Consider the following 23,914-nt stretch of genomic DNA (forward strand, 5'->3'; position numbering starts at 1 on the left):
GCATTAACACAATCATGAATTTGCTCGTGCTCTACAACACCCATTGCAAAAAAAAAGAATACCCCGACACAAAACTGAAACATCAGGTCGCATGGATGGATGAGCCGTTTGCTTGGTGAATGTTAATTTTGGACGGCTGATTTTTCGACCGGCGCAGCAGGAATGCGCGGCGATCGTTTTTGGCAATGCGCACTCACAACCTGTTCGAACGGAGACTACTTCAATGAAATTGTTCCACGCATTCATCACCATATTGTTGTGCATCGCCGCTCTGACCGCACAATCACGCACCTTGGATGAAATCAAAAAAGACGGAAAGATCATCATAGCAACCGAAGGCGCATATCCCCCATTTAACTATTTTCAAGGTTCCAAACTCACGGGCTTTGAAGTGGAATTGGGCGACGCAGTCGCCAAAAAAATGGGGCTGGCGGTTGAGTGGAAATCATTGACATTCGACGCGTTGTTGGCTGGTCTGCGCCAAGACCGCTGGGATGTGGTGATGGCATCGTTTGGCATTACCGAGGAGCGGTCCAAGGCAGTAGGGTTCACCAGTCCGCACTATTGCAGCGGCGGCGTGATTGTGTCCAAGGATCCGGCAATCAGAACGGCCGAGTCATTACGGGACAAAGTCGTCGCTGTGCAAACCGGTTCCACGTATTTTGAGAGCGTAAAAAAATTGCCTGGCGTTAAAGAGGTGAAAAATTTTCCGCAGGATATAGACGCGCGCTCGGCATTGATCAACGGCCGTGTAGATGCGTGGGTAAGTGATCTGTTTGCGGTCAAGATCGCGCTCGAAACCAATCCGGGTGCAGGCTTGAAAATGGGCAGATTCCTTTTCGTTGAAAGGATTGCGGCCGCTATCAAGAAAGGCAATCCGACGCTAACTGCCGCATATGACAAAGCGCTGGCGGAACTGATGACCGATGGCACGTACAAGAACCTCTCGGAAAAATACTTCAAAGGCGACATCCGTTGCCTGTAGCCATAAGCGTATTAGTGAATACCATAACAACAAATTTGATAATCCACAGGGGGAAAAGACACATGAATTTACAACGTACAAGCTTGAGCGCATCCATCGTCTTGATGTTCGCCATGACAGCGCTGCCGTCGTATGCTCAATCGTCGCAAGAACTTGCGCAGATGCGCGCCGAAATCAAGCAATTGCGCGACGAATTGAATCAATTGAAAAACGCCAAGCAGGCAGCGCCAGACGCGGCGCTGGCCGACCGCGTGGAACAGGTCGAACTGCGCAGCAAGGATGCGGTGGTGCTGGGCGATATTCCCAATTCTTTCCGCCTGCCGAACTCCGACACTTCGCTGCACATCTACGGTTTTGCCGAGTTGAACATGGTCAAGGAATTCAAGGGCGACAATTCCGATCAGGACTATTCCACCTTCCATTGTCGCGGTCTCACATTAATTGCAAATGACGGCATTCATATCGGCAATCTAGGGTAATCCCCCCGCAACCTCTTGTCGCGCAGTTCCGCTGTATCAATGCATTTAGGTTAACGATGGTCTTGTTGCTATATACCAACTAATGTTCGGGGACTCCCCGACAATACAGCCGAGCGATGCCGTTGCCATAAACAACGCCGAGTTCTGGGCCTTGCCGCCTGCGACCAGCGAGACTGACAATCGGCTGCTAGGTTGCCTCATGGCGTTGACCCGGAAGCATAACAAGCCTGTTTCAGCGACCACTGAGCTGGCTTCCCCGTGACCGGGCTGAGCGTGGTATTCACCTCGCTCCTGATGTTTCTGTACATCAAGACGCAGGACGCCTACACTCGGTTAAGGACTGCACAACGGCTCCACCGTTGTCCACCTACTACCATGCCAGCCGGAAAGGAATTAGCATGCGCCTACCTCCCGAGGGAGAAAACAGCCAGCAAGAATTGCCATCTGCCCCGGCTGGCCTGAACGAAATTCTCCATGCATTGAACAACACGACAATCCCGGAAACCGGCACAGGGACTCCATTTCCGGTCAGATGGCTGGCCATCGGATTGGTGCTCACGACCGTGGTATTGCTCACCATGCTTTGGTCCACGTTCGATTTGTTTCGGAATGTGACAACGGTGCAACTGCGCAATTTGCGCCTCCAGGAACTGAGCGGACGCGTCGTCCACCTGGACGAGGTGCTAACCATGTCCGCCCGCATGGCGGCAACCACAGGCGACTTGCAGTGGGAGCGGCGCTACCGCCAGTTCGAGTCCCAACTGGATGCCGTCATCAAGGAAACGCTGCAGCTCACGATCCTGTCCGAAAGCGCCGAGGCGACCAAACAGACGGACGCAGCCAATCTAAAATTAGTGGACATGGAGAATCAGGCCTTCGCGCTGGTCCGGGCCGGACAGCCCGGCCAAGCGAAGCTGATTTTGTTTAGCGAAGCGTATGAGGCGCAGAAAAAAATCTATGCCGAGGGGATCGTCCGGCTCGTGCAGCATATTCAGGAAGACCTCGCCGCGAGCCAGCGCGACAAGCGCAACCAGGCGCTTTTTTTCGTCACCGCTGCAATGTTTTCCATCGTCTTTTTATGCGTCACGTGGCTATTGGTCTGGAGCAAGCTGCACCGGTGGCGCGCAGACCAAGCGACCAACTTCGCCGCGCTCGCAAAGGCGGAAGGGGCGCTTCAGATTGCCAACGACGATTTGGAGAAACGCGTAAAGGAACGCACCGAGCAACTGGAGCAAGTGCACAAGCAGTTACTCGAGGCTTCGCGCAAGGCGGGCATGGCGGAGGTGGCCACAGGGGTGCTGCATAACGTCGGTAACGTGCTCAACAGCGTCAACGTCTCCGCCACGCTGGTGGCGGAGCGCATCAGCAAGTCCAAGGTTTCGGGTTTGAGCAGAGCCGCCGCCCTGCTGCAAGAACACGAACTCGACCTAGGGGCTTACCTCAGTAGTGATCTCCGCGGCAAGCTTCTGCCGGCCTATCTGCTCCAACTCTCCGAACACCTGCAGGCCGATCAGGAAGCGAGCGTCAAGGAACTGAATTTCCTGCGCCAGAATATCGACCACATCAAGGTGATCGTGGCGATGCAACAAACCTTCGCCACAGCGTCCGGCGTCGAGGAACGCGTCAATGTCAGGGAGTTGCTGGAAGACAGTCTGCGCATGGATATGAGCTCTTTGATCCGTCACGGCGTGGAGGTCATCCACGAAATCGACGAGGTGCCCCTAATCATGCTAGACAAGCACAAGACCCTGCAGATCCTGGTGAACTTGGTGAGCAACGCCAGGCACGCGTGCGACGACTCTGGGCGCACTGACAAGCGCTTGACGTTGCGCCTGACCAGCGGTGATGGCCGAGTCAGGCTTTCGGTCACTGACAACGGAGCCGGGATTCCAGCGGAGAACCTGACGCGGATCTTCAATCACGGTTTCACCACCCGCAAGGACGGACACGGCTTTGGCCTGCACAGCGGCGCACTGGCAGCTAAGGAACTGGGCGGATCGCTGCTGGCGCAGAGTGACGGCATCGGCCTTGGTGCGACCTTCACCCTCGAACTACCGCTTCCCCCTCCGGAAGTTTTCGCATGAGCTGGCCGCCCAACACCGGCAACCGACGCATCCTGGTGATCGACGACACCCCATCGATTCACCAGGATTTCCAGAAGATTCTCGGCTCGGATCGGGACAGCGAAGCCGCACTGGCCTCGTCCGAGGCGGCCCTGTTCGGCGATGCCCCGACGGTGCGCCAGGCCTTCGAACTCGATTCCGCGTATCAGGGGCAGGAAGCCCTGGCCATGGTCATATGCGCGCTGGCGGAGAATAGACCCTATGCCATGGCGTTCATCGACATGCGCATGCCGCCCGGATGGGACGGTGTCGAGACCATCGAGCGCCTCTGGCAGGTCGATCCACAGCTGCAGATCGCCCTCTGCACTGCCTATTCCGATTATTCCTGGGAGACGATGTCGGAGCGCCTCGAGCTGGGTGATCGGCTGCTCATCCTGAAGAAGCCGTTCGACAACATCGAGATCCGTCAAATGGCCAACGCGCTGACCGTGAAGTGGCAGATGACGCAAGACGCGGCCTTGAAAATGAGCTGCCTGGAGAAAACCATCGAGGAAAGAGCGCTTGAGCTTCTGAAAATGTCCCACTTGCTTCAGTATGACGCTCTCACGGACCTACCCAATGGCACCCTGCTCCAGGATCGGCTGACGCAGGCGATGTCCATCTCCTGCCGTCATCGGACACAGCTAGCTGTGATATTCCTCGGTCTGGATCGTTTCAAACGCATCAACAATGGCATGGGACACCCGATCGGCGATGCATTGCTCAAGTCGGTTGCAGGACGCCTGGTGGCGACTGTGCGCAAATCGGACTCCGTTTTCCGCCACGGCGCGGATGAATTCGTGCTTCTGCTGACGGATGTGACGCACCCGCAACAAACCATCGGCATTGCGGAAAAGCTGCTCGCTGCACTCAGAATGCCGCAATGCATCGCGGGGCACGATATCAGCATCACCGCGAGTCTGGGTATCAGCATCTACCCGAGTGATGGCGAGGATGCGGACACCTTGATCAAAAAAGCGGAAGCCGCGATGCACAATGCCAAAGAAAATGGGCGCGATGATTTCCGGTTTTTTTTAACGGACATGAACCTCCGCGCCCGCGAGCAGCAATCAATCGAAGATGGATTGCGCCATGCTCTGGAGCAGCACGAGTTTGTCTTGCATTACCAGCCGAAGCTGAATCTTGAGACCGGGGCGATTACCGGCGCCGAGGCGCTCATCCGCTGGTGGCGCCCGGATCGAGGATTTGTCTCCCCCGCTCAGTTCATCCCCATTGCCGAGGACAGTGGCCTGATCGTGCCGATCAGCCAGTGGGTGCTGCGCGAAGCGTGCCGGCAGGCCCGGGCTTGGCGGGATGCCGATCTGCCACCGCTGTCCATGGCGGTCAACATCTCCCCCCTGGAGTTCCGGAACAAGGGCTTCCTCGAAGGCATTCGCGCAGTGCTGCACGAAACTCAGCTGGAGCCGCACTACCTCGAACTTGAAATCACCGAAGGCGTCCTCATGCAAAATATCGAGTCCACGGGCTCCGTGCTCCGTGCACTCCATGACATGGGCGTGCGGCTTGCCATCGATGACTTCGGCACCGGCTATTCCAGCCTGAGCTATCTCAGGCGGTTTCCGGTCGACGCACTGAAAATCGACCAGTCGTTCGTGCGCGACATCAGCACGGATGCTGGCGATGCAGCCATCGTCAGCGCCATCATTAGCATGGGGAGAAGCCTCAAGCTGCGGGTCATTGCCGAGGGCGTGGAAACGGCGGAGCAACTGGCGTTCCTGCGTGCACAGGGTTGCGAGGAGATGCAGGGCTATTACTATAGCAAGCCACTGCCGGCCGACCAGTTTGAGGTGTTTGCTCGATCAAAGGCCTGATAGCCCAAACTGTTTTCATTGGTTGTTTCTTGCCCCCCGGGACAGACGGCCGACCGCTGTTGTGATCTACGACCGCTTCAGAGCGGGACTGGTCAACTGATGTTCGTCACATCGTTTGACCGCAGGGTCGAAAGCGGACAGTCGGCTTGTATCCAGAAACTCGCTGCATTGCGTCAATTGTGGATGGTCTAGAGCCTGGCATTTCGTTTGCAATTATCGCGAGCCCACAGCCATGGAATGAGAGCCGTGGCTGATAAATGCAAGCTCATTTGCAGATAATGGGCTACGCAAACACCAGCACCTGTTTCGTCGTCGCTACCGATCCGATATAAGCAAATGTCGCCACCGCCGCGATGAATGCGCAAACGCGCACAGGCTTGCTCCTGCCACGTTTTAACGCGATGCTGCCCAGTGCAATGTAGGCGATCAACGCGAGGACCTTGGCGGTGAGCCAGTTTTGCACGAAGGGATACTGCCCGCTCCAGATCACCATGATCATTGCGCTAGTGAGGAGTAAGGCATCGACCATGTGCGGCGCGATTCTGACCCAGCGCCGCTGCAGCATTGTCGAGTCACGCAGCATCCAGACCCCGCGCAGCAAGAACAGGCTACCGCTCAACGTGGCACAAGCGATATGGAGATGCTTGATCGCGAGGTAATCCATGGCCAGAATAACTCAGCCCGTCACCACAAAATCGATAACGATTTCTCCCGGTGCGCGCGATACATATGCAATCTCGATGCGTGAGCCAAAGTGAGCATTAATCTGCGACAGCAATGGTAATGGATCATGATCGTTGCAAAAGCGCATGGTCTCGCCGGCTTGCAGCGCGTCGAGCGCACCAAAAATCGCGGCGTGCCGGAATCGCTTGGCGACGCCGCGTGCGTCGAATGGGTGGATGCCTTCGGCTATTACAGGAAGGGAACAATTGTGTGCCATGGTAAAACTCCTCATTGTGCTAGTGAACCGACGAGGCCAGCCTTGACTGGCCCCTTCAAGCGACGGTTGATCAAATTCTGATCACGCTCTTTTGGCTCCTGCCACAGGCGCCATTGCCGGCTGTTTGCGTTGGCCTCGCGTCAACAAACGTAACGCGAACAAGGTCAGAAACAGGGTGCCGATTGCGAACACCACATCGCCCGGCACCCGCATCCACACCAAGGTTTCCATCAGATGCGAATGCACCACTTCCGGTGAACGAGCAAACCACATGCCCTTGGTAATGCTGGCCCAGGCCTGGTAGATACCGGCCGGCACCAGTGAGATGAACACCATCATTCCAAGCCCTATATTGAGCGACCAAAACATTGGCTGTAATAGCCTGTCAGACCAGGCCGCACGATCGGACATGCCGCGCAGGCAAAACAGCAGCAGGCCGATACCCAGCATGCCATACACACCGAACAGCGCCGCATGGCCGTGGGCTGCCGTCAAGTTGAGACCTTGCATGTAATACAGCGCGATCGGCGTATTGACCGAGAAACCCAGCAAACCTGCACCGACGACGTTCCAGAAGCCGACCGCGATGAAACACAGAATCGACCACTTGTATGTCTGCACCCAGGGCGCCGCCTTGGAGCGTTGGTAGTTGCGATAGGCTTCGACCCCGATCATTGCCAACGGCACCACTTCCAGCGCCGAGAACATGGCGCCGATCGCGATCACGAAGGTCGGCGTGCCGGTGAAATACAGGTGATGCAAGGTGCCCAGAATGCCGCCGAACAGGAACACGATGGTTTCCAACACGATCGCGCTGTTGGCGGTGGTGGCGCGGATCAAGCCCAGACGCGTGAACAACAGTGCAATGACGGCCGTGGCGAATACTTCAAAGAAGCCTTCCACCCACAGATGCACCAACCACCAGCGCCAGTACTCGATCATCGAGTAATGCGTATGCGGACCCCAGGTCAACGACGTCGCATAAAAGGCGCCGATGCACAGCGCTGCCAGGAATACCATCGCAATCAGGCCGCGGCTTTCGGACGGTTTTTTCAATGCAGGCAGCAGTCCGCGCCCCAACAGCGTGACCCAGAACAGCAGGCCGATAAACAGCAGCACTTGCCAAATGCGGCCCATGCTGGTGTATTCCAGGCCTTGATTGCCGATCCAGAAGCTGAAATTGTTTCCCAGGTGCTGCAGCGAACCGAGCCAGCCGAATGCGGTGGACCCGACCACGATGAATAGCAAGGCATAGAACAGTACGTCGACACCAAGTTTCTGGAACTTCGGTTCATGTCCCGAGATCGCAGGCGCGATATACAGACCGGTAGCAAGCCACGCGGTCGCAATCCACAAGACCGCGAACTGGGTATGGATGGTACGGCTCACCGTAAAGGGCAGGATCTGCGCCAGCGGGAAGCCGAAGAAGCTCTGGCCCTCGACCGCATAGTGGGCGGTGATCACACCCATGCCGACTTGCGCCAGGATCAGACCGATCACCACATAGAAGTATTTCCTGGTCGCCTGCATGGACGGTGTCGGCTTCAGATCGAACAAGGGGTCGGCTTTGGGCGGCGTAGGATCGCCTTCTTCCGTGGCTGTAGAGTGGTAGAAAATCATGCCCGCAATGGCGGCGATCATGAAAATGATACTGGCGATCGACCAGATGCCGGCACCGGCGGTCGGGGTGTTGTCGACCAGCGGTTCGTGTGGCCAGTTGCTGGTGTAGCTGAGATCGGATTCACCTGGACGATCGGTTGCTGCCGACCATGCGGACCAGAACATGAATGCCGGTAGCGCTTGCAGATCAACCGGATCGGGCAACGATCCGGCATTCATCGCATATTGTTCGCGTAGTTTGTCCAGTGACGGGTCAGTGCCAAACAGGCTGATATAGTGCCGTGCGACTTGCGCGACGGCCTCGGCGCGTTCCGGCGACAGCGTAATGGTGCCGGTCTTGGCATCGTAGGTGTTGCGTCGCATCTCGCTCTTGAGGCGGCCGTTCAATTCGCCTTGCTGACCGACGCCGAGTTGTTCAAATGGCTTGTCGAAATCACGTTGCGACCACAGCTCACGCAATGCCAATGCTTCACGATGCAGCCAATCGGCCGACCAATCCGGCGCGACATAACTGCCATGACCCCATACCGATCCCAACTGCTGACCACCGGCGGAAAGCCATGCTTCCTGACCGCGTTGGACCTGTCCTTCTGAAAACAGCACAGTGCCCTTGGTACTGATGACTTGTTTTGGAATGGGCGGTGCGGTCAGATAAATCTCTGTTCCGACCCAGCCTAAAACGGCGAAGGACAGGACGCAGATGACTGCGAGCCAGGTCCAGAGTTTGCGCGTAGCGTGCATGGCAAGGATTCCTTATTGGTGGTGTTGAAATGCGAGCTGACGCGTGGTTACATCAAACGCCACTAAAGATGCATTCTATATGCATATATTAAAAGATGCAAATTAAATACATGTATTAGGATGAATTCGCAGCGCGACGGTGGTTTCAATATGGATTTTCTGCGCGCAGGCCGGGCAATATTTGCCCCACCGGATCGAGGCAGTTGGCACAGGGTTCGGGCGCGCGGGAAGGACTACTGGTGCTATGGCTGATTCAGGTTCAACCACTTGGATGACGAGGCGGAAACCGCGATGATCAGTGCGTTTTCAGTGGCGGGCAACCTGCTCGGGTCCCGACAATTCCATCGATCCGTCCGTACCGAACGAGGCGCCTCGCGAGCCGTCGGCTGGCGACATCCCTGCGATACGATACGGACTGACGCCAAGCAAATGCACATTAACCGCCATACGCATAGGTAAATTTATTGCCCTGAATCCGCCCCATCACGCGCGAACGCTGGTCCAGACCGACGTGGTCTTTTGGATTCATGTTGATAACGCCTTGCGGCACCGTGAGGTTCTTGGTGTTCTCGATCGCGGCGCGCAGCGCGCTGCGGAACTGCTTGGTGCCGGGCTGACCGGCCTTCAGCGCCTGTGGCGCCGCATTGGCGATCAACAGGTAGGCGCCCCAGGCATCGGCGGAGAACTGGGTCATCGTATTCGCCCCATAAGCCGCTTCATAGCGCCTGGTAAAGTCGACGCCGACCTTCTTGACCGGATTGCTGTCCGGCAGCTGACGCGCGACCACGCCCGGGCCGGTCGGGAAGAACGTGCCTTCCACATCCTTGCCGCCGACGCGCAGGAAATCGAGCGTGCCGATGCCGTGGGTCTGATAAATCCGGCCCTTGTAACCGCGCTCGACCAGGGTCTTTTGCGGCAGCACCGCCGGCGTGGCGGAGCCGGCGACCAGCACCGCATCCGGATTGGCCGACATGATCTTCAGGATCTGGCCGGTCACGCTGGTGTCGTTGCGCGCGTAGCGCTCGCTGGCGACCACCTTGATCTTGCGCAGCTCGGCCAGCTTGGAAAATTCGCGCCACCAGCCTTCACCATAGGCATCGGCAAAACCGATGAAGCCAACCGTCTTGACGCCATTTTCCGCCATGTGCTGGGTCAGGATGGTCGCCATGTGCGAGTCATTCTGCGGCATCTTGAAGACCCAGGCGCGCTTGGCATCCATCGGCTCCACGATCGACGACGACGCCGCCAGTGTCACCAGCGGGGTCTCCGCCTCGGCCGCGACATCGACCATGGCCAGCGCATTGGGTGTGGTGTTGGGTCCGACGATCACGTCGACATGTTCTTCGCTGATCAGCTTGCGGACATTGCGCACCGCATTGGTGGTGTCGGTCGCATCGTCAAGGATGATGTACTGCACCGTCTGTCCGGCGATCTCTTTCGGCCACAGCAGGATCGCGTTTTTCGACGGGGTACCGATCGCGGCGGCCGGGCCGGTCGTGGAAATACTGACTCCAATCTTGATCTGGGCCGACGCGGAGGCCGAGGCAACAACCGCCAGTAGCGCACACGAGATAGCGGACAGGCGGGCGGCGGAGCGCATGGTCTTGGATGGCATCTCTTTTCCTTTGATTGAATCAGGTTAAAAACGACAGTCACCAAGCATAGCGGAAATCGCCTTGCGATTGCGCCGTCATGAACCAAACCCGGCCCGCGTTAACATCACAAGTTAATAATTTACAGGCCGAGAAAGTGAGCCTTGCGCGATCACCTGCGCAGTAACTCGCTTTGCATCATGGGCACCGGCCCCAACGGGGTCGGCAGTGTTCAATCAGGCGTTTTGTACACTACTCTTTTTGCCGCAATTTTTCCGGCAAGGCGTACATCAGAATCAGCGCACATAACAGGGTCATGCCGCCGATCGCATACAGTGCCGGCGTAGTGCTGCCCGTGAGATCCTTGATGCGCCCCACCATCACCGGGCTGACAATGCCGCCAAGTTGGCCCAGCGTGTTGATCAAGGCGATGCCACCGGCCGCGCCGGCACCCGTGACCAGCTTGGGAGGCAAGGCCCAGAATGCGGGGATGGCCGCGACCACGCCAGCGCCCATGACGCCCAGGGCAACGATCAGCAGGACAGTCTGCTTGTCAAACAAGCCGGCAGCAAAGAAACCGACCGACGCCAGCACCATCAAGCCGATCACAAACTTGCGCCGCTCGCCGCTGGCATCGGACATGCGGCCAACCAGCACCATGCAGATTGCGCCGCATACGTAAGGCACGGCGGTCAGCAGACCGATAATGGTAGGGTTCTGGGTTCCGGCGCTCCGGATCAGGTGCGGCGCCCAGAAATTGAGGCCGTAGGAGCCGACCTGGATCAGGAAATATACCAGGCCCAAGGTCAAGAATCCCGGCGTTTTGATCGCGCCAAGCAGCGAATGTCCGCCACCTTTCGGACTGTGTTGCGCAATGCGGCTACGCAGCAAGTCCTTCTCCGGCGTGGACAGCCAGCCGGCATCTTCAATCCGGTCCTTGAGCTGACTCAGCACCACCAGACCGAGCAGCACGCACGGCAAGCCGCCCAGCATGAACAACCAGTGCCAGCCGCGGATTCCCAGCACGCCCTCCAGATGGCCAAGTATCAGCCCGGAAACAGGCGCACCAATCAGGCCTGCGAAAGCCGAAGCCAGAAACAGCAGGGAAGTCGTGCGTCCGCGGAACGTGGCGGGAAACCACAGCGTGAGGTAATACAGCACGCCGGGAGCGAAGCCCGCTTCCATCGCGCCGATCACAAACCGCAGGGAATAAAATTGCCATTCGGTGGAGACGAAAATCATCGCCGTCGTGGCCAGCCCCCATGAAATCATGATGCGGGCGATCCAGCGTCGCGCACCGACCTTGTAGAGGAACATATTGCTGGGTACTTCGAACAGCACATAACCGACCACGAACAGGCTGGCACCCAGGCCGTAGGCCGTGTCGCTCAGTCCCAGATCGCCCTGCAGCTGAAACTTGGCGAAGCTGATGTTGATGCGATCGAAAAAGGCGAACAGATAGCAGATCATGATCAGCGGCATGATGCGCCACGCCACCTTGCGCACGATGGTGGTTTCATCCGCCTCGGCCAGCGGGGCAGCCTGGTCTGCGGCAAAAGTACTTTGAGTGTTCATCTTGTCTCCATGTCCGGCGCATCGTGGCGCCGATTATTTAAGTAAAACTTACGCAAACAAGAAAAATATCGCCTATCCGTTCGCCCTGAGTACCCTTCGATACGCTCCCTTCGATACGCTTCGCTACTCAGGGCGAACGGACCTGCTCAGGACGTGGCTGCGCAGCACCGTATCGAAGGCTCGCCGAAGTCTGTGTATGCTTCGATACACCCTAAAGGGCTACTCAGCACGAACGGATTTTTAGCTGGTTATGTTTTCGTAAGTCCTATTAATATTGCTTTGTACCGAAACACGGCATCTAAGCCGCAGCACTCTCCCGTTCCCATGGCGCGGGATGCAAGTCGCAGTTGCGGCCGGCCTTGGCCACCTGACCGGGAACCTCATGGCCGAGCAGCGCCGGCAAGCGCCGCGACATGGCGATCAGTTTCGGCAAATCGATGCCGGTCTCGATCCCGATCTCCTGGCACAGATTGACCAGGTCTTCGGTGCAGATATTGCCCGATGCGCCGGGCGCGAACGGGCAGCCGCCAAGGCCGCCCAGTGCTGCATCAAACCTGCGTGCGCCCGCCTCATACGCGGCCAGCACGTTGGCCAGACCGAGTCCGCGGGTGTTATGAAAATGCAGGGTCAGGGCCGACGCCGGCAAGCGGCCGAGCACCCGTTCCACGAGGCGGGCCACCTGACGCGGATTGGCCATGCCGGTGGTATCGGCCAGCGTGATTGCTCCGATTCCGATCGCCAGATAGTGGTCGACGATGGCCAGAACGCGGTCTTCATCGATCGCGCCCTCGAACGGACAGCCAAAGGCGGTGGCGACGGTGCCGTTGAGCGTCACCGCAGTACCGGCGGTCAGCGGCACGATGTCGGCAAATGCCGCCAGCGAGTCCTCGCAACGCATCCGCATGTTGGCACGGTTGTGCGTCTGGCTGGCCGACATCACCAGGTTCAGCTCGTCGGCGCCAGCCTGGAACGCGCGTTGCGCACCCCTCATGTTGGGAATCAGCGCAACATACACCACGCCCGGCTGGCGCCGAATGCGCGCGAACACTTCTGCGCCGTCACGCAGCGCCGGAATCGCTTTGGGCGAGACGAAAGAGCCCGCTTCGATACGCGTAAAACCGGCGCTGGACAGCTGATCGATGAGCGCCACCTTGGCGTCGGTCGGGACCCAGGTCGGCTCGATCTGCAAGCCGTCGCGCGGCGCGACCTCCTGCACGATAAGTCGTTCGGAAAAATTCCTGATCATTGGAATCATTGGATTACGCCCTCATCTCTTAAGCGTTGAATTTCGCTGTCGCCAAGGCCGAGCTCGGCCAGCACCTCAGACGTATGTGCGCCGAGCGCCGGTCCCTGCCAGTTGACCTGGCCCGGTGTTTCCGACAGCTTGGGCACGATGCCCGGCATCTTGACCTTGACCCCGCCGGGCAATTCTGCCGACAGGATCATGTCGCGCGCCTGATAGTGGGGGTCGGCGACGATATCGGCGACCGAGTAGATGCGGCCGGCAGGCACGCCGGCCTGCTCCAGCGTGGCTAACACGCTCTCAATCGGCTGCGCCGAGGTCCAGCCGGCAATCGCCGCATCCAGCAAGGCCACCTGGCGAACGCGCCCATCGTTGTGCGCGAAATTGGGGTCCTCGGCCAGATCGGCGCGGCCAATCGCCAGCATCAGGCGCTTGAAGATCGGATTGCTGTTGCCGGCGATGACCACGTAGGCGCCGTCGCGGGTCGGGTAGGTATTGGAGGGAGCGATGCCGGGCAAAGCGCCACCACTGCGTTCGCGCACGTGGCCGAGCAGATCGTATTCCGGCACCAGGCTTTCCATCAGGTTGAAGACGCTCTCCACCAGCGACACGTCCACCACTTGGCCCAGGCCCTGGCCGGTCTTGACGCGCAGCACCGACATCAAGGCGCCCATCACCGCATGCAGGGACGCCAGCGAGTCGCCCAGGCTGACGCCGACGCGGGCCGGCGCGCCATCGGGCTCGCCGGTGGTGTAACGGATGCCGCCCATGGCCTCGCCGATGGCGCCAAAGCCAGGGCGGTCCTTGTACGGCCCGGTTTGACCGTAGCCCGAGATACGCACCATGGTCAGCTTGGGATTCAGGGCGTGCAGGACGTCCCAGCCCAGGCCCAACTTCTCCAGCGCACCCGGCTTGAGATTTTCGATCAGGACGTCCGCCTTGCTGGCGAGGCGCTTGATGATCGCTATGCCTTGCGGCGACTTCAGATTGATCGAAATGGATTTTTTGTTGCGCGATTGCAGATACCACCAAAGTGATGTCCCTTCGTGCAGCTTTCTCCATTTTCGAATCGGATCGCCGTCAACGGGCGCTTCGATCTTGATCACTTCGGCGCCGAATTCGGCCAGCATGCGCGCCGCGAACGGTGCGGCGATCAAGGTGCCGATTTCAATGACACGAATACCTTCGAGAGGTCCACTCATTACAATCTCCTTCTATCGTTTTTTGACAGGATAGAGAAAGACCGGGACTCACGTCCAACCGTAAATTTTCAAGGAGCGTTCGCCAAATCAGAACGTTATCAGACAAGCAAGGCTGCTGATACTAATTGCCTGGCTGCGCGGCGCGCGTTTCCGCTGACCGCAAATGGTCAAACAAGGCTTGGGTCACTGGTGATAGGCCCTTGACGTCGCGCACCACAATTTTGAGCTCCCGCTGCGCCCAGTCGTCGTCCAGTGCCACCGATACCAGACCGAGCGGACGCCCGATCGCCAGATACACGTCGTATGGGATCACGCCCAGCCCCATCCCCACCTGCGCCATGCGGCACACGGCGTCGAATCCCGGCACGTGGATCCGCATCTTTAACGATTTGCCCGCTGCATGCGAGGCCAGGTGGGTGCGGGCATTAATCGAGCTGTCGGCATGCAAACCGACATGGTCACTGTCCAGAGTTTCGGCAAATTCAACGCGGCTGCGATGGGCCAGCGGGTGATCGTCGCGCATGACCAGGACTAACTGGTCGCGCCGGTACAGCGCAGTGTGCAAATCGCGGGTATCGACGTCGCCCGAGCAGATGCCGATGTCGGCCCAGCTGTCCTCGACACCCTTGACCACGCTACCGCTGGGCCGCTCTTCGAGGTCGAGCTTGACCTGTTCATGCAATTGTATAAACGCCCTTAAATCCTCGGGCAAAAATTCCACGATGGCCGACAGATTGGCGACCATCCGCACATAGCCCCTGACGCCCTGCGCATGTTCGGCCAGCTCCTGGCCGATTTTTTCGACACTGAGCAACATGCGCCTGGCATGCGTCAGCAGCGTCTCGCCCGCGGGCGTGAGATCCATGCCTCTGGCCGTGCGCACAAACAGCGTGACGCCGATCGCCTGCTCCAGCTCAGCCAGCCGTTTGCTGGCGGCCGAAACGGCGATCGCTTCACGCACTGCGGCGCGGGTGAGCGTGCCTTCCTCGTGAATCGACAGGAACAGCTGCAAGGTGGTGAGGTCGAGACGCCTCAGGAGATTGTTTAACGCCACGTAGTTCAGGGCCGAAAGTGGATGCCTGCCCACTGTATAACAGCTTGGCCTGTCCCAACATTTTTTTCAGCGTTGATCCAGCCAGGGGGAGTCGACGCTCCCCGCGCACGGCCAGCGCGCCGCTGCCGGCGGATTAGCCTGCCGGTAGCAGCGCCAGCCGTTCGGCCTTCTCTTTCGACCAGGCGGCGATTTTTTCGTGGATGCCCTGCTTCTCGCTGTTCATCTGCGCGTCCGACGCCAGTTGCGCACACAATTCCAGCCGGATGCCGTTCGGATCGAAAAAATAGATCGACTGAAACACCCGATGATCGGTCACGCCCAGCACCGCGATGCCATGCGCTTCGAGCCGTTGCTTCATGCTCTCCAGCTGCGCCGCGGTGTCGACCCGCAACGCGATGTGGTTGACCCACTCCGGCGTGTTGGGCGACGGCTGCGGCAACACGTTGTCGCCGAGATCGAAGAACGCGAGGCAGGAACCGTCGGTCATGCGGAAGAAGATATGCACGTACGGGCAGTATTCGCCGGTCGATGGCACGATGTCGGCGCGGATGTAATGAAACAGCGGCAGTCCGAGGATGTCTTCGTAAAAATGGCGGGTTTCTTCGGCGTCGCGGCAGCGATAGGCGAAGTGGTGCAGGCCGTTGATCGGGATCGCCGCCGGGGCCGTGGACGCGGTTGCCGACGTTGCCGCGGCAGGTGCGACGCGTTGGCCGACGGCGGTACTTCCGATGGTGCTGCTGGTGCGGGTACTCAAGATAGCCTCCTGTTGCTAGAGATTCATCGTCGTGACGTGTTGAATACGGATCGTTTCAGATTCCGGTCTATGCTTTCTTGCCGGGGCCTTGCTTCACGGTCTGATCAATCGCGCCGAAGATCGATTTGCCGCGTACGTCGAGCATTTCAATGTGGATCGTGTCGCCGAACTGCATGAATGGCGTCGCTGCCGCGCCATTCGCAATCGTCTCCAGGCAGCGCTGTTCGGCGATGCAGCTGTAGCCCTTGCTGGCATCCTTGTTGGATACGGTGCCGGAACCGATGATGGTGCCGGCGCGCGCGTTGCGGGTCTTGGTCAGGTGCGCGATCAGCTGCGGGAAGCTAAACACCATATCGACGCCGGCATTCGGCTGGCCGACCAGCTTGCCGTTCCAGCTCGAGCGCAGCGGCAGATGCACCTTGCCGTCCATCCAGGCGGTCGCCAGTTCGTCCGGGGTGACTGCGACCGGCGAAAAACTCGACGCCGGCTTTGACTGGAAGAAGCCGAACCCCTTGGCCAGCTCGGCCGGGATCAGGTTACGCAGCGACACATCGTTGACCAGCATCAGCAGCTTGATATGCGACGCCGCGTCAAACGGCGTGCAGCCCATCGGCACGTCATCGGTGATCACCGCGATCTCGCTCTCGAAATCGATGCCCCACTCTTCCGAACCGAGCACGATGTCGTCGTTCGGCCCGGTGAAGTCGTCGCTGCCGCCCTGGTACATCAGCGGATCGTGCCAGAACGATTCCGGCATTTCGGCGTTGCGCGCCGTGCGCACCAGCTCGACGTGATTGACATAGGCCGAACCGTCGGCCCACTGAAACGCACGCGGCAGCGGCGCCATGCAGTTCTTCTGGTCGAAGTCGAACGCGCGATATGCCTTGCCGCTATTCAGCTGCTCGTAGATCTCCTGCAGTTGCGGCGCGATGAAGTTCCAGTCATCCAGCGCGGCCTGCATGGTCGGCGCAATCGCATCGGCCAGCTGGGCCGTTTTCAGATCGCGGGAAACGACGGCGAGCTGGCCGTCGCGACTGCCGTCTTTGATGGTGGCGAGTTTCATGGGAATCCGGATGAAGTGAGTTGATAAGGCTGAAGCAATAATTGATGGTGAACAAGAATTTACGATTACTGCAATTGATTTTATGTATCGTAATGCTAAACTCGAATGGAATCAACCGTCGTTTGTTCTCATTTCCCACAATAGTTGCCAAATCAACCAATAACAATGGAATCTCGTCAAGGTATTCAGTCAGTCGAAGTCGCCGGCCCGTTGTTGCGCGCGCTGGCCAATGCGCCCGGTCCGATCGCGCTGTCGTTGCTGGCCAAAGCAGCGGGCATGCCGGCCGCCAAGGCCCATCGCTACCTGGTCAGCCTGATCCGGGTCGGGCTGGTGCAACAGGATGGCGCCAGCGGCCATTACGATCTCGGCACGCTGGCGCTGGAACTGGGATTGGTGTCACTGGGGCGGCTCGATGCGATCAGGCTGGCCGATCAGGCGCTGGCCGAACTGCGCGACGCCACCGGCGAAACCGTGGCGCTCGCGACTTGGGGCAACATGGGGCCGACCTATGTACGGCTGCTGCCATCGCGGCGCGCGCTGACGATCAATCTGCAGATCGGTAACGTGCTGCCGCTAACCTACACCGCTACCGGCTTGTGCTTCGCGGCCTACCTGCCGGACAGCGAGACCGCAGAGATTCTGCAGGCCGAATTGACGCACAACCGGCAGCAGCAGAGCGACGCACCGCAAGATGCTGCCGAGTTGTTGCCATTATTGGCGCAGACCCGCGCGCATGGACTGGCGCGCATGATTGGCCGGCTCGACCCATCCCACGCGCGCGACCAATTCACCAACCGCATCGCCGAACGCCTGCTGGCCGGTTTCAATGCGTTTGCCGCGCCGGTATTCAACCATCTGGGCCAGATGCAGTTTGCGCTGACACTCGTCGGGGCTGCGGTCCACGTCAGCGAACAATGGGACGGGCCGATCGCCAACGCCACCCGGGCACAGGCCGAGCAATTGTCGCGGCGGCTGGGGTATCGTCCCGAGGTGGGCTGAAGTGGCCTGGGTGTGATGGTTTGCAGTAACAACGCTGAGCGACGCTAGCGACAAGCGCCGCACGCCGCCTGTCGCCCCAGCGAACGCTGGGACCCAGTGTCTTCTGCCGCATGCTGACCCCTCCATTACAGAGGTTATCGGGCGCAATTATTGGCATCCATTCACGCATGATGAGCACGAAATTGCACCTGCGTGCACAACGAACGCCACTGGGTCCCAGCGTTCGCTGGGACGACAGCAGTAATTTTGATGCGTCGATATATGCCAGCACATTGGTATGCCGGCGCTTTGATACCTTGCAATTCATCGATATTACGGGGAGTATAGGCACAAATCGATGCTAATCAGCCCGAATTAATTGCGCCTTAAAAAATACACCTGCCAGTATATTTTCAACGCAAATTCAGTCCGGCACCAGCAAAGCCAGTTGCGCCGGCTCCAGATAGCACCATTCGCCTTCGTCCAGTTCCAGCGCGGCCAGACTCAGGCCGCCGATCGCGCTGCGCTGCAGGGCGATACAAGGATTGCCGAGTGCTTCAAGCACGCGCTTGACTTGGTGATACTTGCCCTGCTCCAGCACGATCTCCAGCTGGCGCTCACCGGTCTGGCGGCAAACCAGCGCCAGCAGCGGTGCCGGCTCGTCCGGCAATTTGACGCCGGCCAGCAAGTACGCGATCAGTGCCGGCGTGACCGGATCCTGGGTGCTGGCCAGGTACAGTTTCGGGATATGGCGCTTGCTCGACGATTGCGCGTGGTTGAAGGCGCCGTCGTCCGACATCAGCAACAGCCCGGTCGTATCGTGATCAAGCCGTCCCACCGGCTGCAACTCGCGCCAGCTAAATTGTTCCGGCAGGATCGACAGCACGCCACGATGCTGGCTCGGTTTGCGCGAACATTCGAAATTGGCCGGCTTGTGCAGCGCAATGTAGAGATGCTCGCGGTAAGTCCAGTCTTCACCGAATAATGTGAACACCAGCCCATCGGTGTCGAGCGCGATCTTGTAGTCGGTCACGACCGCGCCGTTGATCGTGACTTCGCCATCGTCGATCAGGCTGCGGCAATATTTGCGGGTGCCGAAACCCTGCGATTGCAGGATACGGTCAAGGGTTAATTTGCTCATGCGCGGCACTTTACCAGAAGCCGGCGGGGGTTTCACGCCACTTGTGTTAGCTCAATCGCCGCCGCTGGTCCTTGACTATGCTCAAAGCGCCGCCATCAGAAAAGACATATCCATGACGGGAGGTGATGAGACCGGCATGGGCGCATTGCGCCACTCATTTGTTTCATATCCGACAAGGAGAATGACATGGCAAAACATATCGTATTGGTTAATTGGACAGAGCAAGGTGTGAAGAATGCAAAGGACACCATCAAGCGGTCCAAGGATTTCCGGCAGCTGGCCAAGACCGTTGGCGTGGAAGTCACCGACATTAGCTGGGTTCTCGGCCCATATGACCTCGTGTGTACATTGAATGCGCCGGATGACGAAACCGCCACCCGGCTGGGATTGATGCTGGCAATGCAAGGCAACGTCCGCACCATCACGATGCGCGCGTTCGGCGAATCCGAAATGGAGGGCATCATCAAGGGACTGCCTTGACTAGCCCGATATAGGGGCATCTGCGCAGATCGGGTGTATTGCCATTTTTTATGGCGCGACAGCACCGGATTGCCCAGCGCACACAAAAACGGCGCCGATGGCGCCGTTTTCCACAGTTCATCGTGCGAGCAAGATTGCACTATGCCGGCAAGCCGCCCAGCGTTTCCATGGTCACGTTCTTCAACGTCACTGGCTTGCCGCACTCGGAGCAGATCTGGCCCGCGCGCGTAATCTTGCCGCAGTCCAGATGGCGCAGCCTGAGCGCACTCGGCTCGGGCGTTGCCAGCCATTCATCACCGTACCGCATCATTTCGATCAGCAACGGAAACAAACCCAGGCCAGCCTTGGTCAGGCGGTAGTTGAACCTGGGCGGGTGCTCCTGGTACGGCACTTTGGAAACGATGCCGGCATCGATCAGCCGCTTCAGCCGGCTGGTCAGGATATTGGTCGCCGCCGTGGTCTGCTTTTGCAGGTCGTCAAATCGTTGCGGGCCCCGAAATAGCGCCCGCAACACCAGCAGTACCCATTCGTCGCCAATCAACTGGGCTGAGCGCGCGATCGGACAAGACATGAATTCGGTCGTTTTCATATTTTTCATTCTACTAACTTGCAAAACGAAAGTATACATTCTATGATGAGAGCGTTACTTGCAATTTGCAACCTACTTAGCGGACGAATCGATGCATACGACCCGATTCGCTACGGGACATATGCCAAGCAAGCGTCCATTAAGTCGTCAAACGGCAAGTTTGGTCAGCGGCATCACAAGTTCGCCGCGCTTTTTTATCAGTCATCATGGAGTCCGCAATGAAAAGCTCAAGCCTCACCCTCTCAGTATCAGCCTTGCTGTTTGCATCATCGGTGTTTGCCGCCGACGTCAATCCCGGCCCATCCGCCGCCGGCGCCGCCAAGACCCGGGCGCAAGTCGTCGCCGAGCTGCAGCAGGCCATCGCAAATGGCGAAATCCGTCGTGGCCCGCTGGCCGATATCTACGAATCGACTGCCAACGTGCAATCGGCGCCGACCCCGACGCATGCGGAAAACCGTGCCAAGTCGGTACCGGAGCTGACCAAAAACCAGCCGGACTCCAGCAAGCGCAACTTGAACTGATCGTGGTCAGGCGGTGCGAGCTGCGGATCGGTGAAAACATGGCGCCACCAAGGTGTGGCGATGAACGGATAATGCTGCGATGCAAAATAGTTTGTAAAGCTTTAAATCAGCGTTTAATATGTAAATTCCCCGGCTGATTTATTGCAACGCAGCAATGGCGCGCCAACGAGTCCGCCGGTGGTTACCGTCTGTCCACCTGCCGAAGGAAAGCCATGTTTTCAATCACCGAACGATTTACAGACGCGCAGAGAGCAACCTGGGCCAATCTTGACGCCCAGCTGTCGATGTTCAGCTCCCTGGCAGTCAGCACCCTCGACGGCGTCGAGCAACTAGTGGCACTGAATCTGGCGCTGGCCAGAAGCTCGTTCGGCGCATCGGCCTGCACCGCGCTGCAATTGTGCGCGGCTATGCCCCAGGGGTTCTTTGCGCTGACCGCGCAGGGGCCGAATCTCGATACGCTCCAGGCTTACGGCCGCGATCTGGCAAATGCATCGCACACCACGCAGCGTGAATTATTCATCAAAACCAGCCAAATGCCCGCCCACCCGACAGTGGCCACCGATTCAGGACAGAGCAGTGGTTCTGCAATGCCGACCGCCAACGCTGCCGCCGATGTGGCCGCCAAGCCGCTAGCGCACGCGGTTGCCGAGAGCGTTACACCGGATGTCCTCGCGTCCGATTCCGGCCAATTAGCTACCGCTTCCGTCGCGCCGGACCAGCTGGCGGCCAAGACCACGGTAATGGAAGCGGCGGTGACGACCGCCGGTCCGGCCGCCAGCAGCAAGAAGCTGGCAAGCAAGGCGATACATGCCAAGCAAGGGGACGAAGCCGCTGCCGGCAAGACCGCCGCCGCAGCGCAGGCCGCCAAACTGCCTGCGCGCTCCAGCCAGCCGCGTTTGCAAGGTAGAAAAATCCCCGGCAAAAAATAAATCGCTCGGAAATGACTCGGGTTGTGTGCTACCCGTTGGTACTGCCCGTTACCTGATGGCAATGCGCATCCTCCGTTGGGCGGCGCCAATTCAGGGATCGACTGGGCAGAATTGGAACCTGGGCAGACGATGTGAAGGCGACCGCCCACCCGCGGGCACTCATTTCAAGCGGCAGCTCAGCATCCAGAAATACTCCATCCGCAAGATGCGGATGTCGCGCACCGCCGGCCCCAGCTTCTTGCGCAAGGTACTGTCGCTCGGGAAATTCTTCACCACTTCGATACGCCTGCCATCCTGCAGGCTGCGCAGCTGGTAGGTATTGCCCTCCAGGTCGGTGCGCGCGATCGGGCTGCTGCTGCCTTCTACGTAACAATTGTCGATCATTACCAGCAAGCTGCCCGCGCCCAGCTTGGCACGTAAATCGGCCAGAAAGCCAGCCTGATCCTGGCGCTTCAGATGCGACCACCAGAATCCGGCAAAACAGGCGCTAAAGCCGCGCTGCGAGAAGTCGGACGGCAAATGGAAGACATCGGCCAGTGCAAATTGCACCTTGTCGGCCGGCAGGTGTTTGGCTTTGGCAATATCGAGTAGTTCAGGACTGATATCGGTCGCCAGCACCGAGTTCGCGCTCGCGGCAAACTGTGCGGTCCAGTAACCCGTACCGCAGGCGAGTTCCAGGACATCATGTCCACGCATTGTTTCGGCAACCTGCTGGCGCAACTGCGCGAGATCGGCTTGCCGTTCCGGTTTGTCGTATACGGATTCGTAACTCTGGGCGCGTTGGGCGTAGTAATGGGCCAGATCGGCTTGTTCGGGTGTAGTCATCGTCAATTCATCGCTATTTAAAAATTCCTTCGTCGCGGCGCCGGCCGCGGTGTCATTCCATTTCCAGATCAAAGTGAACGCGACGGCGGCTCGCAGGCATTACTTTAGTAGGGCAAGAGCCGGCAACAAAGTACACGTACGTCTGATGTAGTAGTGGCAGATTCAACTGCGAATTACAGCTCGTAACTGTCTTTCTCGCCATGCATTACTTGCTCGATCAGCTTACGATTGAGCGTCGGTGTCAGCAATTCGATGAAAGAATAGATATAACTGCGCAGATAGGCGCCCTGCTTGACCGCGACGCGCGAGACGTTCATGCCGAACAGATGGCCGACCGAGATCGCACGCAGCCCCTTGTCGCGCTCGGGATCGAATGCCATGCCGGCGATGATGCCGACGCCCATGCCCAGCTCCACATAGGTCTTGATCACGTCGGCGTCGATCGCTTCCAGCAGCACATCCGGCTTCAGATTGCGCAGTTGGAATGCATGGTCGATCTTGTTGCGGCCGGCGAAGGCGCTGTCATAGGTGATCAGTGGGTACACCGCGATCTCTTCCAGCGTCAGCGCTTTCGACTGCAGCAAGGGGTGATCGACCGGCACCACCACCACATGCTCCCATTGGTAGCACGGCAACGACACCAGGCCGGCGATCTCGGCAATCGATTCGGTCGCGATCACGAGGTCGGCCTGATCCTTTAACACCATGTCCGCAATTTGCTTCGGGTTGCCTTGCAGCAGCGACAATCTGACCTTGGGGAACTTTTGCATGAAGGCCTGCACCACCTTCGGCAATGCATAGCGTGCCTGGGTATGGGTGGTGGCGATGGTGAAGCTGCCGCTGTCCTGGGCGGCGAATTCCTTGCCGATCCGCTTCAGGCCGTCGATTTCTTGCATGATCAGTTCTACCGACTGCAATACGGCACGTCCGGGCTCGGTCAGGCCGCGGATCCGTTTGCCATGGCGCTTGAAGATATCGACGCCCAACTCCTCTTCCAGCTCGATGATGGCTTTCGATACACCCGGCTGCGAAGTGAACAAAGCCTTGGCGGCGTCGGTCAGATTGTAATTCTGCCGAACGGCCTCGCGTACGAAGCGCAATTGATGGAGATTCATGATTGCCTTGATTGACTGCTTGTGCAGCATTAGTCAGACCGAAGTCCAAAATGGGCCGAAATGCCAATAATGCCTGTGCACATCGATGCAAAAAACTAAACACATCTTAATCAACATGGGGTATTACAAAATATGCCACTACTTATCCAGCCAT

22 protein-coding genes are annotated in these 23,914 nt (G+C 58.6%); 8 read left to right on the plus strand and 14 right to left on the minus strand.

Annotated features, from left to right (window positions below; all coding sequences use genetic code 11):
- The first annotated feature begins 223 nt into the window (after positions 1–223).
- The 4 genes from ACFOFO_RS13605 to ACFOFO_RS13620 all read left to right on the plus strand — a co-directional run bounded on the left by ACFOFO_RS13605 (position 224) and on the right by ACFOFO_RS13620 (position 5,398).
- On the plus strand, positions 224–985 hold the full coding sequence (locus ACFOFO_RS13605; RefSeq protein WP_390331787.1) for an ABC transporter substrate-binding protein: 762 nt from the start codon (positions 224–226) through the stop codon (positions 983–985).
- Positions 986–1,047: 62 nt separating this feature from the next.
- Complete coding sequence (locus ACFOFO_RS13610) at positions 1,048–1,464, plus strand: hypothetical protein (protein ID WP_390331789.1); 417 nt, start codon at positions 1,048–1,050, stop codon at positions 1,462–1,464.
- A 398-nt stretch (positions 1,465–1,862) separates the two neighbouring features.
- A complete protein-coding gene (locus tag ACFOFO_RS13615) occupies positions 1,863–3,548 on the plus strand; it encodes a sensor histidine kinase (RefSeq protein ID WP_390331790.1) in 1,686 nt (561 codons plus the stop codon).
- The gene (locus tag ACFOFO_RS13620) at positions 3,545–5,398 is read left to right on the plus strand and encodes a putative bifunctional diguanylate cyclase/phosphodiesterase (RefSeq protein ID WP_390323492.1); all 1,854 of its coding nucleotides are present in this window, start codon (positions 3,545–3,547) and stop codon (positions 5,396–5,398) included. The genes ACFOFO_RS13615 and ACFOFO_RS13620 overlap by 4 nt, the downstream gene beginning before the upstream one ends.
- Positions 5,399–5,681: 283 nt before the next feature.
- Here the strand turns inward: ACFOFO_RS13620 and ACFOFO_RS13625 are convergent, their stop codons facing one another.
- From ACFOFO_RS13625 to ACFOFO_RS13670, 10 genes are all read right to left on the minus strand, one after another.
- Positions 5,682–6,062, minus strand: coding sequence for a SirB2 family protein (locus ACFOFO_RS13625; RefSeq protein ID WP_390323490.1), 381 nt, complete (start codon positions 6,060–6,062; stop codon positions 5,682–5,684).
- Between the two features lie 12 nt (positions 6,063–6,074).
- Positions 6,075–6,338 carry a DUF2249 domain-containing protein gene (locus tag ACFOFO_RS13630; protein WP_390323488.1) on the minus strand — a complete coding sequence of 88 codons (264 nt, stop codon included), beginning with the start codon at positions 6,336–6,338 and terminating at the stop codon, positions 6,075–6,077.
- A gap of 81 nt (positions 6,339–6,419) precedes the next feature.
- Complete coding sequence (locus ACFOFO_RS13635; protein WP_390331792.1) at positions 6,420–8,699, minus strand: nitric-oxide reductase large subunit; 2,280 nt, start codon at positions 8,697–8,699, stop codon at positions 6,420–6,422.
- Between the two features lie 436 nt (positions 8,700–9,135).
- Entirely contained in the window at positions 9,136–10,299 is a 1,164-nt protein-coding gene (locus ACFOFO_RS13640; RefSeq protein WP_390327992.1) for an ABC transporter substrate-binding protein, read from the minus strand.
- A 244-nt stretch (positions 10,300–10,543) separates the two neighbouring features.
- Positions 10,544–11,866 carry an MFS transporter gene (locus ACFOFO_RS13645; protein WP_390323485.1) on the minus strand — a complete coding sequence of 441 codons (1,323 nt, stop codon included), beginning with the start codon at positions 11,864–11,866 and terminating at the stop codon, positions 10,544–10,546.
- Between the two features lie 298 nt (positions 11,867–12,164).
- Positions 12,165–13,121 carry a hydroxymethylglutaryl-CoA lyase gene (locus ACFOFO_RS13650; RefSeq protein WP_390331794.1) on the minus strand — a complete coding sequence of 319 codons (957 nt, stop codon included), beginning with the start codon at positions 13,119–13,121 and terminating at the stop codon, positions 12,165–12,167.
- On the minus strand, positions 13,118–14,311 hold the full coding sequence (locus ACFOFO_RS13655; RefSeq protein ID WP_390323481.1) for a CaiB/BaiF CoA transferase family protein: 1,194 nt from the start codon (positions 14,309–14,311) through the stop codon (positions 13,118–13,120). Before ACFOFO_RS13655 ends, ACFOFO_RS13650 begins: the two co-directional genes overlap by 4 nt.
- Before the next feature lie 121 nt (positions 14,312–14,432).
- On the minus strand, positions 14,433–15,365 hold the full coding sequence (locus tag ACFOFO_RS13660; protein WP_390323478.1) for a LysR family transcriptional regulator: 933 nt from the start codon (positions 15,363–15,365) through the stop codon (positions 14,433–14,435).
- A 133-nt stretch (positions 15,366–15,498) separates the two neighbouring features.
- The gene (locus ACFOFO_RS13665) at positions 15,499–16,017 is read right to left on the minus strand and encodes a VOC family protein (protein ID WP_390327991.1); all 519 of its coding nucleotides are present in this window, start codon (positions 16,015–16,017) and stop codon (positions 15,499–15,501) included.
- 169 nt (positions 16,018–16,186) lie between these two features.
- Entirely contained in the window at positions 16,187–17,182 is a 996-nt protein-coding gene (locus tag ACFOFO_RS13670) for a fumarylacetoacetate hydrolase family protein (RefSeq protein ID WP_390323476.1), read from the minus strand.
- Between the two features lie 165 nt (positions 17,183–17,347).
- On the opposite strand from ACFOFO_RS13670, the gene ACFOFO_RS13675 reads away from it, so the two are divergent.
- On the plus strand, positions 17,348–18,181 hold the full coding sequence (locus ACFOFO_RS13675; protein WP_390323475.1) for an IclR family transcriptional regulator: 834 nt from the start codon (positions 17,348–17,350) through the stop codon (positions 18,179–18,181).
- A gap of 403 nt (positions 18,182–18,584) precedes the next feature.
- Here ACFOFO_RS13675 and ACFOFO_RS13680 read toward each other — a convergent pair whose 3' ends face one another.
- The gene (locus ACFOFO_RS13680) at positions 18,585–19,301 is read right to left on the minus strand and encodes a pseudouridine synthase (protein WP_390323473.1); all 717 of its coding nucleotides are present in this window, start codon (positions 19,299–19,301) and stop codon (positions 18,585–18,587) included.
- A 186-nt stretch (positions 19,302–19,487) separates the two neighbouring features.
- Between ACFOFO_RS13680 and ACFOFO_RS13685 the strand changes: the two genes are divergently transcribed.
- A complete protein-coding gene (locus ACFOFO_RS13685) occupies positions 19,488–19,781 on the plus strand; it encodes a GYD domain-containing protein (RefSeq protein ID WP_390323471.1) in 294 nt (97 codons plus the stop codon).
- Positions 19,782–19,920: 139 nt separating this feature from the next.
- On the opposite strand, the gene ACFOFO_RS13690 is transcribed toward ACFOFO_RS13685, so the two are convergent.
- Entirely contained in the window at positions 19,921–20,370 is a 450-nt protein-coding gene (locus ACFOFO_RS13690; protein ID WP_390323469.1) for a winged helix-turn-helix transcriptional regulator, read from the minus strand.
- Positions 20,371–20,588: 218 nt separating this feature from the next.
- Here ACFOFO_RS13690 and ACFOFO_RS13695 point away from each other — a divergent pair, with 218 nt between their 5' ends.
- Both ACFOFO_RS13695 and ACFOFO_RS13700 read left to right on the plus strand, forming a co-directional pair.
- On the plus strand, positions 20,589–20,891 hold the full coding sequence (locus ACFOFO_RS13695; RefSeq protein WP_390331795.1) for a DUF4148 domain-containing protein: 303 nt from the start codon (positions 20,589–20,591) through the stop codon (positions 20,889–20,891).
- A gap of 212 nt (positions 20,892–21,103) precedes the next feature.
- Positions 21,104–21,820, plus strand: a complete 717-nt coding sequence (locus tag ACFOFO_RS13700; RefSeq protein ID WP_390323466.1) for a phasin family protein — start codon at positions 21,104–21,106, stop codon at positions 21,818–21,820.
- Positions 21,821–21,979: 159 nt separating this feature from the next.
- Here ACFOFO_RS13700 and ACFOFO_RS13705 read toward each other — a convergent pair whose 3' ends face one another.
- A complete protein-coding gene (locus tag ACFOFO_RS13705) occupies positions 21,980–22,645 on the minus strand; it encodes a class I SAM-dependent methyltransferase (protein WP_390323464.1) in 666 nt (221 codons plus the stop codon).
- A gap of 173 nt (positions 22,646–22,818) precedes the next feature.
- Positions 22,819–23,760, minus strand: coding sequence for a CysB family HTH-type transcriptional regulator (locus ACFOFO_RS13710; RefSeq protein WP_390323462.1), 942 nt, complete (start codon positions 23,758–23,760; stop codon positions 22,819–22,821).
- Positions 23,761–23,914: the final 154 nt, after the last annotated feature.

It is taken from the genome of Pseudundibacterium arcticum, from assembly GCF_042646465.1.
Classification (GTDB): domain Bacteria; phylum Pseudomonadota; class Gammaproteobacteria; order Burkholderiales; family Burkholderiaceae_D; genus Undibacterium_A; species Undibacterium_A arcticum.